We start from the raw sequence: 14,781 nt of genomic DNA, 5'->3' as shown, positions 1-14,781 counted from the left end.
CGAGGCTGCTTTCACGAGAGGAAGGCCTTGCCCATGACCGGGGTCGAGGGCGCCGCCATGTCGCGCGCCTCGATCGGCTGCGCCTGGAAGGCCTGGTGGCCGGCCTCGATCGCCTTCGCGAAAGCCTGCGCCATCAGCACCGGATCGCCCGCCTTGGCCACCGCCGTGTTGAGCAGGATCGCGTCATAGCCCAGCTCCATCGCCTGGGCGGCGTGGGAGGGCAGGCCGATGCCGGCATCGACCACCAGCGGAACACCGGGGAAATGCGCCCGCATGCTGCGCAGGCCGTAGACATTGTTCAGGCCGCGGCCCGAGCCGATCGGCGCGCCCCAGGGCATCAGCACCTCGCAGCCGGCATCGAGCAGGCGGCCACCGACGACGAGATCCTCGGTGGTGTAGGGGAAGACCTCGAAGCCGTCCTTCGTGAGGATGCGCGCGGCCTCGATCAGCCCGACGACATCGGGCTGGAGCGTGTCGTCCTCGCCGATGACCTCGAGCTTGATCCAGTTCGTACCGAAAACCTCGCGCGCCATCTGGGCGGTGGTGACGGCCTCCTTGACGCCGTGGCAGCCGGCCGTGTTGGGCAGCACGCGCACGCCGAGATCGCGGATCAGCGACCAGAAGGCCTGCCCGGCCCCGCCCTCGCCGGCCTCGCGCCGCAGCGAGACGGTGACGATCTCGACGCCCGACGCCTTCACCGCATCCGCCAGGATGGCCGGAGACGGATATTGCGCCGTGCCGAGGAAGAGCCGGCTTTTCGGCTCGAAACCATAGAAGCTCGCCATCTCGGTGATCCTCTCAGCCGCCCTGCATCGGGGCGACGACCTCGATGCGGTCGCCCTCGTTGAGCGTGACGGTCTCGCGCTTGCGCGCCGGGACGAAATCGCCGTTCACAGCCGTGGCCACGACCTTGCCGGCATAGCCGAGCTCGGCCAGCGCCTGCTCGAGCGTGGTGGCCGTGACCTCGCGCGGCTCGCCGTTAAGCAGCAACGTCATGAAGCCTCTCCGGGATGCTGGCGGGATCGAGCAGGGCCTCCGCCGCCAGCCGCGCCATCGCGGGGCTCAGCAGAAAACCGTGCCGATAGAAGCCGTTGACATGGATGACCCGGCCACGACGCGTCAAGCGCGGCAGGTTGTCGGGAAAGGCCGGGCGCGCATCGACGCCGATCTCGACGATCTGCGCCTCGCCGAAGGCCGGATGCAGCGCATAGGCGCCGCCGAGCAGTTCCAGCATCGAACGCGCGGTGACGGCGCTGCGGTCGCCGCCCTCGATCATCGTCGCGCCGACCATGAAGATGCCGTCCGCCCGCGGCACGACATAGAGCGGGATGCGCGGATGCAGCAGCCGAACCGGGCGCGACAGGGTGACGTCTCGGGTGCGCAACAGCAGCATCTCGCCCTTGACGCCACGCAGATCCGGCAGCGCCCCGCGGGCGGCGAGACCCCGGCAGTCGAGCACGGCATCGGCAGCCACATCCTCGGGGGCGACCTCGCGGCCGTAATGGATGCGTCCGCCCAGAGCGATCACCTTCGCCGCCAGCCCTGCCAGCGCCAGGCGCGGATCGAGATGGCCCTCGCTCTCGAAGAAGAGCGCCTTGCCGAAGCGCCCGGCGAGATCGGGCTCCAGCGCGGCGATGGCCTCGGCCTCGATCTCGACCAGATGGGAGGTGCGACTGGCGAAGCGGCGCAGTTCGGCGCGATCACGGCTGGGAGCGACCACGAGCGTGCCCTTGCGGACGACGCCCTCGACATGGCGCTCCCACCAGCTCGCCGCCTCCTGGCCGAGCCTGACGACCGGCTCCTCGGCGCTCTCGCCCTCGCACCAGGGCGCCAGCATCCCGCCGGCCCACCAGGAGCAGGCTTTCGCCCCGGCCGTTTCGCCGCGCTCGAACAGCTCGACCTCGGCGCCGCGCCCGAGCAGCTCGACCGCGCAGGCGAGGCCGACGACGCCGGCGCCGACGATGCCGACGCGCAGCGGTGGGTTCGACCGGGACTGGATGGATGCGTGCGGCATGCCCTACCCTCGCGGCCGTGAAGGCTGCGGCCGTGGCAGGACGGGTGAAGCGACGCTGCGACGACCGTTCCCTTCGCCGGCATTATCCGGATCAGGTTCGATGGGTTGGCGACTTGCGCCTCTCAGCCTTGCGGCACCCCAACGGATCGACCTCAATCTAGGCCCGGCGGGCCGCCCGGGCAACCCTCCAAGCCATTCCGGGGCCGCCGCGCGGCCATGTCCCCCTCGTGAGGGAGGTCAGCCCAGCGGCTTGGCGAAGCGGGCGAAGGCGTCGATCGTGGGCGTCGTGCCGGCGCCGGGCCGCTGGGGTTTCAGGAAGCAGCCATCGACGACATTCGCCGGCTCCTCGAAGGCGTCCTTGATCCAGGGGATGTATTCGAGGACCGGCGTCGCCTGGTGCCAATAGGCGAGATGGACATGGACCTGGCTCATCTCGCCGGCATGGGGCGCGACCGGCAGGCGGCTGGCGAGGGCGAGATCGGCGACCTGGATGTATTCGGTGATGCCGCCGAGCCGCGTCACATCAGGCTGGACGTAGTGGATCGCGTCGGCTGCGATGAAGGCGCGGAAGGCGTCGAGCGAATAGAGCTGCTCGCCGAGCGCGACGGGAATGGAGGTGTCGCGGGCGAGCGCCGCATGCGAGCCGACATCGTCATACCAGAGCGGCTCCTCGAACCAGAAGATGTCGAGCGGCTCCGCCCGGGCGCAGAAGCGCTTGCAGGTCGGCAGATCCCATTTGCCGTTGCCGTCGATGGCGAGCGAAACATGGGGCCCGACGGCCCGGCGCACCGCCTCGAGCCGGCCGATGTCGATGCCGGGATCGGCATGGCCGACCTTGACCTTGATGCGGTGGAAACCGTCCTGCTCCACGGCCCTGCGGCAGCCCTCGACGAGCTGGTCCTTGGGGATCGAGAGCCAGCCGATATCGGTGTTGTAGGCCTCGAGCCGCGGCTTGCTGGCGCCGCCGAGGAGATGCCAGAGCGGCACGCCGGCCTTCTTCGCCTTGAGATCCCAGAGCGCGACATCCACCGCCGCCAGCGCGAGCTGGGTGATGCCGGCGCGGCCGACCCATTGCAGCGCCGGATGGCGCGCGAGCTTGAGCCAGAGCCGGCTCGTTTCCAACGCGTCTTCGCCGATCAGCAGCGGCGCATAGCAATCGCGGATGCAGGCGGTGATCAGCCGGTCGGAGGACAGATCGGCATGGGTGCCGGTGAAACCATAGCCCTCTAGCCCCTCCTCCGTGACGATCCTGGTGCCGACGACGCCCCAATGGCTGATGCGATGCGTCGAATCGGCGATCGACCCGCCGGTGACGGGGATATGCAGGATGAAGGGTTCGATTCTGGCGATGCGCATGATGGTCCTCCCGGGCCCTCCGCTCGCGACCGTTGGGGCCGCGGCGGCTTATCGGGCCCGAGACGACCACAGCCGCAGACGCGCTTCAACGCCGGAAGCGGCGCGCCCGACATGCAGGCGCAGAGGGGGCGGATCGCCGGGCGCCTGATCAGCGAGGCCAGACGCGGCGACGCAGATCCGCAACCGGTTTGCTGTGACCATCGATGATCGGGAAGAAAATGGTGCCCAGAGCTGGAATCGAACCAGCGACACTGCGATTTTCAGTCGCATGCTCTACCAACTGAGCTATCTGGGCGCCGGGGATGCGGAAGCCGCGTCCCTGTTGGTGGGCGCGGTATAGCCAGTGACGGCGGGGCTGTCCAGTCGCTTCGTCGGCTTTCCGGTCACGATCCCTCGGTCGCCCACAAGCGCCCGTTCCGCCGCCGCGAGCCCGAGAGAAAGCTTTCGCGAAACCGCGCCGCGACGGCTTGTCAAAGCGGCCGGCCATCGGGCATAGAGCATCCAACGGAGACGTGGCCGAGAGGCTGAAGGCACTCGTTTGCTAAATGAGCATACCCCACAAGGGTATCGAGGGTTCGAATCCCTCCGTCTCCGCCACTCCTAAGCCCTTGATATTGCGTACGCGGCCCGTCTCTCCGGAGGACGCTTCTGTCACAGCCGCCCGTCACAGCACGGGGGCGTTTCTCGTATGCATCGATTCGACCGAGCCTGTCTGTCGAGGGGGGCTTCCGATCCATCTGCGGCGCGAGGATGGGCAGGCGCGCTCCTTCAGAACGCGGGATCGTCGAGAAGCACGTCCGCGGTGTCCTGATAGTGCTTTTCCAGAAGCTGCACGGCCCGATCGGCCGCCCGATCCAGCACAGCCGTCAGAATAGCCTGGTGCTCGTCGCCGATCCTGCGCGTCGAGAAAACGCGCCGGATCGAGACGCGGCGATAACGGTAGAGCTGGTCGGCGAGATGGTCGCAGAAGCCGACCAGCGAGGCCGAGCCGCACTGGCTGATCAGGGTGCGGTGGAAGATCCGGTGCAGGCGCTCCCAGTCCGGATTGTCCTCGAACTGCTCCGGGTTGAGCGAGCGCGGCGTGCGGGCGAGGCGGTGATGCGCCACCACCAGCGCCTCCTCCCATTCGGGCGTCGCGGCCTCCATGGATTTGCCCAACGCCAGCCCCTCGAGCCAGCACCGCGTCATCGTGAGTTCCTGCAGCTCCGCCTTGCTCACCGGCGAGACGATGAAGCCGCGCTGCTCGCGCGACTGCACCAGCCCCTCGGAGGTGAGCCGGTTCAGCGCCTCGCGCAGCGGCGTCTGCCCGGCCTGGTAGGCCTCCATGAGGAAGCGCATCTGCAGTTTCTGGCCCGGCTTGAGCCGCCCGCAGAGAAGGTCCTCGCGCAGCTTGTCGTAGAGGTCGAGCGTTCGGGTCGAAGGGGTCGGCGCTGTCATGCGAAGGGGCTCGATCTCCTGCGAAGCCAGCGAGCGCGCGGGGCTCCCCGGCGGGCTCAAGACCTTCGATCTGTACACGTAGCCTCGCTCGTCAGAAATTTATAAATTCTGCTTTACGACGGCACATTATCGAATATGCTCGGCGCCAGCTACAAAAATCGAGTCCTTTGGAGGGATCGTGACGGGCCAGGCGGGATCGGAGCGGCGCTGGACACTCGGCGGCTGTCGCTGCGGCGTGGACATCCACGCCCATGTCGTGCCCGCGCGCTTTCCGGCCTATCTCAGGGGGGCGACGCCGAAGGGCTGGCCTGCCATGGCGGAAGCCCAGCCCTGTCACCGTCACGTCGTCATCGACGGGCGGACCTATCGCACCGTCTCCGACCGGTGCTGGGACGTGCCCAAGCGGCTCGCCGACCTGGACGGCATGAGCCTGTCGCTGCAGGCGATCTCGGCGATGCCGGAGCTGATGTCCTACTGGATGGACGCCGCCGATGCCGACGAGCTGCTGCGCTACATCAACGACCAGATCGCGGCGATGGTGGGCGAGTCCGGCGGGCGGCTGGTCGGACTGGGCGCCCTGCCCCTGCAGGACATGGACCGGGCCTTGGCCGAGCTGGAACGGCTGATGCGCGATCCCGGCTTCGCCGGGGTCCAGGTCGGCAGCAACGTCAATGGCCGGCCGATCGGGGCGCCCGATTTCGACCCATTCTTCGAGGCGGCCGAGGAGCTTGGCGCAGCCGTCTTCGTCCATGCGGTGCGCCCCTGCGGGCAGGAGCGGCTGGTCGGGCCGGGCCAGCTCCAGCAGGTGCTCGCCTATCCCGGCGATGTCGGGCTCGCCGCGGCCTCCGTGATCTGCTCCAACCTGATGCTGCGGCGTCCGCGCCTGCGGATCGCCTTCAGCCATGGCGGGGGAACGCTCGGACTGCTGCTGCCGCGGCTGGAGGAAGGCCGCCGCGTCTTCCCGGCCCTTCAGGAGAGCATCGAAGTCTCGCCGACCGAGCAGGCCCGCCGGCTGTTCTACGACGCACTCGTCTATGACGAGCCGACCCTGCAGCATCTGGTGCGCCTGTTCGGAGAGACGCAGGTGATGATCGGCACCGACTATCCCTTCAATTTCCACGAGCGCCGCCCGGTCGAGCGGATCGAAGCCGCCTTTGCGGACGAGGCGCTGCGGGCGCGGCTGCTGCGCGACAATGCGGCGGCCTTTCTCGGCCGGCCGAGCGAGGTCTCGCCATGAGCCGCTTTCCCGTCACCGCCCTGCGCTCCGTCGCGATCGGCACGCCGGACCTCGCCCTCTCCGAGCGCTTCTATACGCAGGTCTGGGGGTTGGAGGTCGCGGCGCGGCAGGGGGAAGCCGTCTATCTGCGGGCAACGGGCGCGGACCATCACGTCCTTGCGCTCCATCCTTGCGCCGCGGCGGAGATCCTGTCGGTCACGTTCCGGGTCGATGCGGCGACCGATCTCGAGCAGCTGGGCGAGCGAGCCGCGCGGCACGGCGCCCGGGTGCAGTCGGGCCCTGCCCCGACAGGCGAGCCCGGCGGCGGCGTGCTGCTCGAACTGGCCGAGCCGCAGGGCGGCGTCTACCGCTTCGTCCAGGGCGACGCGCTTCACGGCGATGCCGGCGAGAGGCCCGACCGGGCGTCGCGGCTCGCCCATGTCAACCTCAACAGCCACGATGTCGACGCCCAGACGCGCTTCTTCGAAGAGGGACTCAGCTTCGTCCTCACCGATCGCTCGAAGCTGATGGCCTTCCTGCGCTGCAACAGCGACCATCACGCCGTGGTGCTGGCGGAGGCCAAGGCCAGCGGACTCAACCACATCGCCTTCCTCGTGCCGGACTGGGAATCGGTGATGCGGGCCGCGGGCCGGCTCGTCGATGCCGGCTATCCGATCGGCTGGGGCGTCGGTCGTCACGGCCCGGGCGACAATGTCTTCGCCTATTTCGTCGATCCCGTCGGCTTCGTCGTCGAGTTTACGGCGGAGGTCCTGCAGGTCGACGACGGCTATCGCGTGCGCGGGCCCGAGGAGTGGGTCTGGCCGCCCGGCCGAACCGACCAGTGGGGCATCGCCCCGCCCAAGCCCGATCATGTGAAGGCCGCCCAGACGGCCATCGCCTATCGCCCGGGGGCCGCCCGATGAACGCCCAGCACAGGATTTCCGTTCAGGTGAGCGAGACGTCTCTTCCCGGTTCCGCGCATTATCCCGTCGTCGTGGTCGGCTTCGGGCCGAGCGGCGCCGTCGCCGCCAATCTGCTGGGCCAGCACGGCATTCGCAGCCTCGTCATCGACCGCCAGCGCGAGGTCTACGACAAGCCGCGTGCCATCGCGATCGACCACGAGATCCTGCGGCTTTTCGACAATCTGGGCCTGGCGGAGGCTGTTCTGCCCTATGTCGCGCCGTTCCACGCTTCGGAGCATTTCGGCGCCGACGGGCAGCTGATCCGCCGGATCGACACCGTGCCGGAACCCTACCCGCAGGGCTATGTGCCGACGATGGTGTTCACGCAGCCTCCCGTCGAGGCCGCTTTGCGGGCCCATGCGCAGGCGCGGCCCGGGGTCGATGTCCGCCTCGGGACGGAACTCGTCGATCTGACAGCGACACCCGATCGCGTGACGCTGGACCTGCGGCAGGACGACGGTATGCGTCGTACGATCACGGCTGACTACGTCATCGCCTGCGACGGCGCCTCGAGCGGCGTCCGGGAGCGGCTCGGCATCCGTCTCGCCGATCTGGTCTTCGACGAGCCCTGGCTGGTCGTCGACATGCAGGTGAACGAGTCGGCCCTGGCCAAGCTGCCCCCGAATTCGGCGCAGTTCTGCGATCCGCGGCGGCCGACCAGCTACATCATCGGACCGGGCACCCATCGCCGCTGGGAGATCATGCTGCTGCCGGGCGAGGATCCGCGCCTGGCGCAGACGCGGGAGCGCGTCTGGGAGCTGCTGGCGCGATGGCTGACGCCGGCGGACGCGACGCTCTGGCGGGCCGCGAGCTATCGCTTCCACGCCCTGGTCGCCGAGCGCTGGCGGCAGGGTCGCGTCTTCATCGCCGGCGACGCCGCGCATCAGCAGCCGCCCTTCATCGGCCAGGGCATGTGCCAGGGGGTGCGCGACGTCGCCAACCTGATCTGGAAGCTCGCGCGCGTGCTGGACGGACGCTCGGGCGAGGCGCTGCTCGACAGCTACGAGGCGGAGCGCAGCGCGCATGTCCGCGAGCTGACGACGCGGATCAAGGCGATCGGCCAGGTGATCTGCGAGCGCGATCCGGTGGCGGCGCGCGCCCGTGACGCCCGCATCCTCGCCGAGGGCGGCGGCCAGCCGCGCATCATCACCCGCCAGGAGATCGTGCCGCCGCTGGCGACCGGCCTGCTCGCAGACGAAACCGATCCGGCCCGCGGCCGGCTCTTCCCGCAGCCCTGGGTCGAGACGGCCAAGGGGCGTGCGCGGCTCGACGCCGTCGCGGGGGCGGGCTGCCGCGTCGTGATCGAGGACGCGCTCGCCCGCACCCTGCCCGCCGGCATCCTCGCAACGGCGCGCGCCAAAGGCCTCACCGTCATCGCCTTCGGCCCGTCCGGAGCCGGCCCCGTCGCCGAGGCCGACATCACGGTCGCCGAATGCGACGGCGTCCTGCGCGACTGGTTTGCGGGATGCGGTCGCGCCGCCGCGATCGTGCGGCCGGACCACTACGTCTTCGGCACGGCCGCCGACGGCCCGGCGCTGGCCGCGCTGATCGACGCCTTCACCCTCGGCCTCACCGCGCCCGCGCTGCCGGCGGCCTCCCTCGCCCATGCCCTGTCCTGAGAGGAAAACCTCCCGATGCGTTTTGCCACCTTCCGCCTCAACGGTGCCCCGACATGGGGCCTGATCGACGGCGAGCAGGCCGTCGATCTCGGCGCCGTGCTGTCGGGGCGCTATCCCGACCTCAAGAGCGTCATCGCCGCTTCCGCGCTGGCGGAAGTCGCCGCGGCGGCCGCCGGTGCACCGCGCCATCCGCTCTCGGCCGTGACCTGGCTCCCGGTCGTGCCGAACCCCGACAAGATCCTCTGCGTCGGGCTGAACTACGAGATGCACCGCAAGGAGACCGGCCGGGCCGAGGTCGAGAACCCCACGATCTTCGCGCGTTTCGCCAATTCGCAGACCGGCCATGGCGCCGACATCGTGCGGCCGCGCGTCTCACACGAGCTCGATTTCGAGGGCGAGCTCGCCATCGTCATCGGCAAGCCGGGCCGCTATATCGCCCGCGAGGACGCCTTCGCCCATGTCGCCGGCTATGCCTGCTACAATGACGGCAGCGTCCGCGACTTCCAGCGCCACACCCACCAGTTCACGCCGGGCAAGAACTTCCCCGACACCGGCGCCTTCGGGCCGTGGATGATGACGCCCGACGAACTCGGCCCCCTCCCCGATCTGCGCCTCCAGACCCGCGTCAACGGCCAGGTCGTGCAGGACGCGACCTTCGACCAGATGATCTTCGATATCCCGAAGATCATCGAATACTGCTCGTCCTTCACGCGGCTGGAGCCCGGCGACGTCATCGCGACGGGTACGCCCGGCGGCGTCGGCGCCAAGCGCAATCCCCCGCTCTGGCTGAAGCCCGGCGACCTCGTCGAGGTCGAGATCGACCGCCTCGGCATCCTGCGCAACGGCATCGCCGACGAGGCCTGAACCACGACGCCGCCGGAAGCGCGCCTTCGAGGCTCGCGGAGCACGCCCGGCGGCGCTCCCCCCATCCCAGAAGAGCCCGGAGGACACGATGTCCAAGTTCAGATCACTGGCGCTCGGCGCCACCCTCGCGCTCGCCGCGATCGCAAGTGCCCAGGCGCAGGCCTGGCCGCAGCGCCCGATCGCGCTCGTCGTGCCGCAGGCGGCCGGCAACAGCCCCGACATCCTCGCACGCGTGCTGGCCGACAAGCTGTCGCGCAGCCTCGGCCAGCAGGTCTATGTCGAGAACCGCACCGGCGCGGCCAACATCGTCGGGACGCAGGCGGTCGCCCGCGCCACGCCGGACGGCTACACCTTCCTCTTCGCCACCTCGGCCTCGCTCTCGACCAACCCCCACACCTTCCGCAAGCTGCCCTACGATCCCCAGAAGGATCTCATGCCGGTGGCGATGGTGGCGCGCAGCCATCACGTGCTGCTCGTGAACCCCTCGCTGCCCTTCAAGTCGCTGGAGGACCTGATCGCGCAGGAAAAGGCCAAGCCCGGCGAGATCACCCTGGCCGTCGACAGCGAGCGCAACATCTCCGGCCTGATCGGACAGACCATCAACCGCCGCGCCGGGATCAAGATGGTGTTGGTGCCCTATGCCGCGGCGGCCAACTCGATCCAGGACACGATCGCGGGCCGCGTCCAGGCGACGATCCAGTCGGCCTCCGTGGCGGAGCCCTTCATCAAGGAAGCGACGCTGCGGCCTCTCGCCGTTGCCGGCACCAAGCGGCTGGCCTCGCTGCCCGGCATTCCCGCCATCGCCGAGACCCTCGCCAGCGCCGATATCGGCGGCTGGTTCATGGTCATGGCGCCGGCCGGGACGCCTCCAGACATCGTCCAGTCGATGAGCCAGAAGATCGCCGAGGCGCTGCAGCAGCCGGATGTGCGCGAGCGCGCGCCGACCCTGGGCTTCGACGTCGATGTCGGCCCGCTCGCGACGCCCGCCGGCGCTGGCGCCTTCCTGACCAAGGAGATCGCGACCATGGGCGCGCTCATCAAGGAGTTCGGTATCGAGCCGCAATGAGCGCTGGTCTGGCTCCGGCTGCAGGGTGCCTGACCTCCGCCGGTCGACCCTGGCGACCGTCCGCACGGCTGAAGCATCACCCGCGTCGGCGCGGGTGATCAGACGGATTGGTGACGGGGCCGCTAAGGTCGAGATTGCCGACAATGGTCCGTCGCCTGCAACGCAGATCCGTTTTCGGGCGCGAACCCAGGTCGCCCATTGGCACCATCGGCCGCATTCGCGTCCATGGAACCGGATCGGACCTGTCGAGACTGCAATGTCGCGCGCAGCCAGCCTCCTCAATCGTTGACGCGCTCGAGTCCGATCGTCAGCGAGATCGCCAGAAGAGCGAGCATCGCGAGCAGGATCTGGATGCTCGAGACGGCGGCGACCAGCGGCGAGCTGCTGTTCTGGACGATGGCGAGCAGTTCGATCGGCAGTGGCCGGTCGCGATAACCATGGGTGAAGATCGTCACCGAAAGATTGTCGACACCCTCGATGAAGGTGAAGACGGCGCCGGCCAAGATCGCGGGCAGCAGCAGTGGCAGGGTGATGGTGCGGAAGGTCTGCCAGCGGCTCGCGCCGAGATTGGAAGAGGCCTGCTCCAGCAGCGGATCGAGCCGCTGGAGGCGCGCCATCACGGTGCGGACCATCACAGCCATGACATAGACGGAAAGCGAGACGGACTGCAGCCAGATCGAGGGGCCGATGCCGAGCAGCGCGCCCGAAAACAGCACGGCGACGCCGAGCACGATGCCCGGCACCATATGCGGCACCAGCACGAAGACCGACAGCGCGGTGGCGCCCCGGAAATCGCCGCGCGCGCAGGCCAGGGCGGTCGGGACACCGAGCGCGATGCACAGCGCGGTCACATAGAGCCCGACCTTGATGCTGGTCCACATCGCGTTCACGAGCACGGGCTGGTTGAAGACCTTGACGTACCAGTCGAGCGTGAAGCCCGCGGGCGGGAAGCTGATATAGCCGCGCGTGTCGAAGGACATCATTACGACGATGACCGCCGGCAGCAGGAGCAATGCGAGCGCGAGCACCGCGAGCGCGATGATGAAGCCGATGCCCAGCCGGTCGAGGATTTCGGCGCCGTCGATCCGCTTCATCGCTGTGCCACCCGTGTCCAGCGCGTCGCGATATGCGTCAGCCAGGCGAAGACCAGCAGCACGGCGAGACAGGTCGCCATCAAGATCATGGCCGTCACCGCGCCCTTGCTCCATTGCAGGGAGTAGACCACCTGCTCGTAGACCATCGTCGCGGCGTTGAGGTAATTGCCGCCGCCCAGGAGCTGCGGCACCACGAAGGTGGTGTAGCTCAGCGTGAAGACGAGCGCGGCTCCGGTGCCGAGCCCGGGCACGCTCAGCGGCATGATGATGGTTCGCAGCGTCGCCAGCCGACTGGCGCCGAGATTGGCGGAAGCCTCTTCCAGCCGGGAGTCGTGGCGGCTCATCACCGCGATCAGTGGCAGGATCATGATCGGCAGATGGATCTGGACCATGCCGATCAGCACGGCCCAATGCGTGTTGATGATGCGCAGGGGCTGCGAGATCAGCCCGAATTCCATCAGCGTCGCATTGACCACGCCGCGGCCACCGAGAATGACGATCCAGGCATAGGTCCGGACGATGCCGCTGGTCAGGATCGGCGCGATCGTCAGCACGAGGATGATGCGGCGGGTCCAGGGGCCGCCGATCAGGAAGAGATAGGCGACGGGGAAGCCGAGCAGCGCGCAGACCAGCGTCGTCGTCAGCGCCAGCGTCAACGAACGCTGGAAGGTGATGTGATAGAGCGGGTCGGCCAGAGCGGTCGCGAGATGGCCGAGCGAGAATTCCTGCGAGACGATGACCCCGCGCGACACCGTGATGTCGGAAAAGCCCAGCGACAGCAGCACGCCGAAGGGGATGACCGCGACGACGACGAGCACGACGATGGCAGGCACGGCCGGCCAGATCCCGCGCCCCGAGAGCAGCTCATCGACCAGCCGCAGTAGGAGAGGCCGGCGGGTCATGCGCGCGGGAAGGCGATGCAGGCGGCGGGATCGCGCAGGCGCAGCGCCACGCGGTCGCCGACATCGATGCGGGCAACCGTCTCGTCGCGCAGCGCCACGACGCGCAGCGAAATTCCGTCCGCGAGTTCGACCTCGTATTCCATCAGCGCCCCGACATGGCGGCGGAAGCGAACGCTGCCGCGCCATCCCGTTTCAGCCTCAACAGCCGGCTCGATCAGGATGTTGTGCGGGCGCAGCATGACGCGGACCTCGCCGTCGAGCGCCGTCGCAACACTCTGGCCATCGGGCAGGGTCACCTGACCCTGGCTCGCAATGCCGTCCCAGAAATTCGAGGCGCCGACGAAATCGGCGACATAGGCGCTGGCCGGCCGATCGAAGATTTGCTCCGGCGTCCCCAGCTGCTCGATCCGGCCGGCGCGCATCACGGCGATGCGATCCGACATGGTCAGCGCCTCTTCCTGGTCGTGCGTGACGAAGATCGCGGTGATGCCGAGCCGCTTGATCAGCTGGCGCATCTCCATCTGCATGGTGCCGCGCAGCTTGGCATCGAGGGCATTGAAGGGCTCGTCGAGCAGGAGGACGCGCGGCTCCAGAACCAGCACGCGGGCGATCGCGACGCGCTGCTGCTGCCCGCCGGAGAGCTGGGCCGGGTAGCGCTCCTCGAAGCCGGTCAGCGAGACGGTCTGGAGCGCCTGGGCGACACGGCGGCCGTTCTCGGCCGCGGGGACGCCGCGCATGCGCAGGCCATAGCCGACATTCTTCGCTACGGTCAGATGGGGAAAGAGCGCATAGCTTTGGAAGACAACGCCGACGGAGCGGCGATTAACCGGGACGGGGATCGTGTCCCGGCCGTCGATGAGGATCTCGCCCTCGTCCGGCGTCAGGAATCCGGCAATGCAGCGCAGCAGCGTGGTCTTGCCGCAGCCGGACGAGCCCAGCAACGTCAGGATCTCCCCTTCCTGCGCGACGAGCGAGCAGCGGTCGAGCACGGTGAGGCCCGCGAAGCGCTTGACCGCATCGCGGATCGCCACGACCGGGGCGGCTTCCGCCGTCCCGGTGGCCGGGATGGGCGCAGCCGCGGTGATCACCCGGCGAACATCCGGTCGAAGGCCTCGACGATCTTGCCGCGGTTGGGCGCCACCTTCGGCCAGTCGACCGAGACCATCGAGGCGATCTCCTCCGGCGTCGAAGGCAGGAAGGCGGCGGCCCCCGCCGGGGCGACGATGCCCTTGACCGTGGTGCCGAAGTAGTAGGGCGGCTGGGCGGCGAAGGTCTGGCTCTCGCTGGTGAGCAGGATGTCGGCGAATTCGTGGATCAGCTCGCTATGGGCTGTGCGGGTGAACTTGACGATCATGGTCGGCAGGATCAGCGGGCCCGGGCCGGTGACCTTGGCGTAGCCGAGCGGCAGGCCGCTGGCGATGGCGATGCCAGTGTTGTCGTGCCAGAGCGGGCAGAGCCCGATCTCGCCGCGCTCCAGCATCTGTTGCAGCAGGTTTGGATTGCGCCCGACCAGCGGCTTCAGCTCCTTCCATTTGGCGAGGCCGAAATCGGTGTCGGCATCGGTCTTGCCGAAGGCCGAGGCCGCGATCGAGACGCAGGCGAGGCCGAGATTGGACTGCGGCCGCGAGACGCCGATCTTGCCGGCATATTCCGGCTTCCAGAGATCGGCCCAGGTCCTGGGCGGGTTCGGCACCATCTGCTTGTTGTAGGCGATGCCGATGCCGGCATAGCTGATCGGCACGCCCATGCCATAGGCGTAGGGCATGAAGCGCGGGTCGATGTTCTTGGCGTTGGGGACCTTGGCGATGTCGAGCGGCTCCAGCACACCCTCATCGACGGCGTTGATGATCGCGGGCGAGCCCATCACCGCGAAGTCATAGGGCGAGGCGCCGCGCGAGGCCTTGATCTGGGCAATCGCCTCGGCCGAAAGGCCGCCGATGATGCGCAGCGAGACGCCGGGATGCTTCTTGGCGAGGATCTCGCCGGCGCGCTTCAGCGGATCGTCCTGGGCGCTGCCATAGCCGATCATGACCAGTTCGCGGGCCTGGGCTCGCAGGACCGTCGGCGCGGCGAGCGCGACGCTGCCCGCTGCGGCCCCGAGGAAACGGCGTCGAGACAAAGTCGTCATGGAGGATCTCCCGGCCTGGCTGCATCGGATCGGTGCCCGCGCGAAAGGCGCAGGCGGCGCTGGTATCTCTTTCAATTTGCGGACAAACGAAAACAATCGCAAGCATAAAACTTAGCCAGGTCG

14 protein-coding genes, 2 tRNA genes and 1 riboswitch are annotated in these 14,781 nt (G+C 68.6%); of the genes, 6 read left to right on the top strand and 10 right to left on the bottom strand.

Annotated elements, in window-relative coordinates; genetic code table 11:
* Positions 1–11 precede the first annotated feature (11 nt).
* From ACFPN9_RS19265 to ACFPN9_RS19245, 5 genes are all read right to left on the bottom strand, one after another.
* On the bottom strand, positions 12–785 hold the full coding sequence (locus ACFPN9_RS19265) for a thiazole synthase (protein WP_066717376.1): 774 nt from the start codon (positions 783–785) through the stop codon (positions 12–14).
* A gap of 13 nt (positions 786–798) precedes the next feature.
* Positions 799–996, bottom strand: coding sequence for a sulfur carrier protein ThiS (thiS, locus tag ACFPN9_RS19260; protein WP_066717374.1), 198 nt, complete (start codon positions 994–996; stop codon positions 799–801).
* Positions 980–1,975: a glycine oxidase ThiO gene (gene thiO / locus ACFPN9_RS19255; RefSeq protein ID WP_082735238.1), complete on the bottom strand. Its 996-nt coding sequence runs from the start codon at positions 1,973–1,975 to the stop codon at positions 980–982. The genes thiS and thiO overlap by 17 nt, the downstream gene beginning before the upstream one ends.
* A 90-nt stretch (positions 1,976–2,065) precedes the next feature.
* Positions 2,066–2,165, bottom strand: a riboswitch (TPP riboswitch).
* Between the two features lie 86 nt (positions 2,166–2,251).
* The gene (locus ACFPN9_RS19250) at positions 2,252–3,370 is read right to left on the bottom strand and encodes a mandelate racemase/muconate lactonizing enzyme family protein (protein ID WP_066717369.1); all 1,119 of its coding nucleotides are present in this window, start codon (positions 3,368–3,370) and stop codon (positions 2,252–2,254) included.
* Positions 3,371–3,589: 219 nt separating this feature from the next.
* Positions 3,590–3,665 (bottom strand) — tRNA-Phe (locus ACFPN9_RS19245).
* Positions 3,666–3,876: 211 nt separating this feature from the next.
* Between ACFPN9_RS19245 and ACFPN9_RS19240 the strand changes: the two genes are divergently transcribed.
* A tRNA-Ser gene (locus ACFPN9_RS19240) sits at positions 3,877–3,967 on the top strand.
* 171 nt (positions 3,968–4,138) lie between these two features.
* Here the strand turns inward: ACFPN9_RS19240 and ACFPN9_RS19235 are convergent.
* Positions 4,139–4,807, bottom strand: coding sequence for a GntR family transcriptional regulator (locus tag ACFPN9_RS19235; protein WP_066717328.1), 669 nt, complete (start codon positions 4,805–4,807; stop codon positions 4,139–4,141).
* A gap of 178 nt (positions 4,808–4,985) precedes the next feature.
* Here ACFPN9_RS19235 and ACFPN9_RS19230 point away from each other — a divergent pair, with 178 nt between their 5' ends.
* The 5 genes from ACFPN9_RS19230 (at position 4,986) to ACFPN9_RS19210 (ending at position 10,534) form a co-directional block, all read left to right on the top strand.
* Positions 4,986–6,044, top strand: a complete 1,059-nt coding sequence (locus ACFPN9_RS19230; RefSeq protein ID WP_066717326.1) for an amidohydrolase family protein — start codon at positions 4,986–4,988, stop codon at positions 6,042–6,044.
* Entirely contained in the window at positions 6,041–6,946 is a 906-nt protein-coding gene (locus ACFPN9_RS19225; RefSeq protein ID WP_066717323.1) for a VOC family protein, read from the top strand. Before ACFPN9_RS19230 ends, ACFPN9_RS19225 begins: the two co-directional genes overlap by 4 nt.
* Positions 6,947–6,972: 26 nt before the next feature.
* On the top strand, positions 6,973–8,604 hold the full coding sequence (gene mhpA, locus ACFPN9_RS19220; protein WP_245282333.1) for a bifunctional 3-(3-hydroxy-phenyl)propionate/3-hydroxycinnamic acid hydroxylase MhpA: 1,632 nt from the start codon (positions 6,973–6,975) through the stop codon (positions 8,602–8,604).
* A gap of 15 nt (positions 8,605–8,619) precedes the next feature.
* A complete protein-coding gene (locus ACFPN9_RS19215) occupies positions 8,620–9,468 on the top strand; it encodes a fumarylacetoacetate hydrolase family protein (RefSeq protein ID WP_066717320.1) in 849 nt (282 codons plus the stop codon).
* Positions 9,469–9,556: 88 nt separating this feature from the next.
* A complete protein-coding gene (locus ACFPN9_RS19210) occupies positions 9,557–10,534 on the top strand; it encodes a Bug family tripartite tricarboxylate transporter substrate binding protein (RefSeq protein ID WP_066717317.1) in 978 nt (325 codons plus the stop codon).
* Positions 10,535–10,812: 278 nt separating this feature from the next.
* Here the strand turns inward: ACFPN9_RS19210 and ACFPN9_RS19205 are convergent, their stop codons facing one another.
* The 4 genes from ACFPN9_RS19205 to ACFPN9_RS19190 are packed head-to-tail and all read right to left on the bottom strand — an operon-like array spanning position 10,813 to position 14,658.
* The gene (locus ACFPN9_RS19205) at positions 10,813–11,628 is read right to left on the bottom strand and encodes an ABC transporter permease (RefSeq protein ID WP_066717316.1); all 816 of its coding nucleotides are present in this window, start codon (positions 11,626–11,628) and stop codon (positions 10,813–10,815) included.
* Positions 11,625–12,530, bottom strand: coding sequence for an ABC transporter permease (locus ACFPN9_RS19200; protein ID WP_066717314.1), 906 nt, complete (start codon positions 12,528–12,530; stop codon positions 11,625–11,627). Before ACFPN9_RS19200 ends, ACFPN9_RS19205 begins: the two co-directional genes overlap by 4 nt.
* Positions 12,527–13,618, bottom strand: a complete 1,092-nt coding sequence (locus ACFPN9_RS19195) for an ABC transporter ATP-binding protein (protein ID WP_377817452.1) — start codon at positions 13,616–13,618, stop codon at positions 12,527–12,529. Before ACFPN9_RS19195 ends, ACFPN9_RS19200 begins: the two co-directional genes overlap by 4 nt.
* The gene (locus ACFPN9_RS19190; protein ID WP_066717312.1) at positions 13,615–14,658 is read right to left on the bottom strand and encodes an extracellular solute-binding protein; all 1,044 of its coding nucleotides are present in this window, start codon (positions 14,656–14,658) and stop codon (positions 13,615–13,617) included. The genes ACFPN9_RS19195 and ACFPN9_RS19190 overlap by 4 nt, the downstream gene beginning before the upstream one ends.
* Between the last annotated feature and the right edge of the window lie 123 nt (positions 14,659–14,781).

Source organism: Allobosea massiliensis (assembly GCF_042655245.1).
Taxonomy (GTDB): domain Bacteria; phylum Pseudomonadota; class Alphaproteobacteria; order Rhizobiales; family Beijerinckiaceae; genus Allobosea; species Allobosea massiliensis.
The sequence above is the reverse complement of the archived record's forward strand: the minus strand, read 5'-3'. Positions and strand labels throughout refer to the sequence as shown.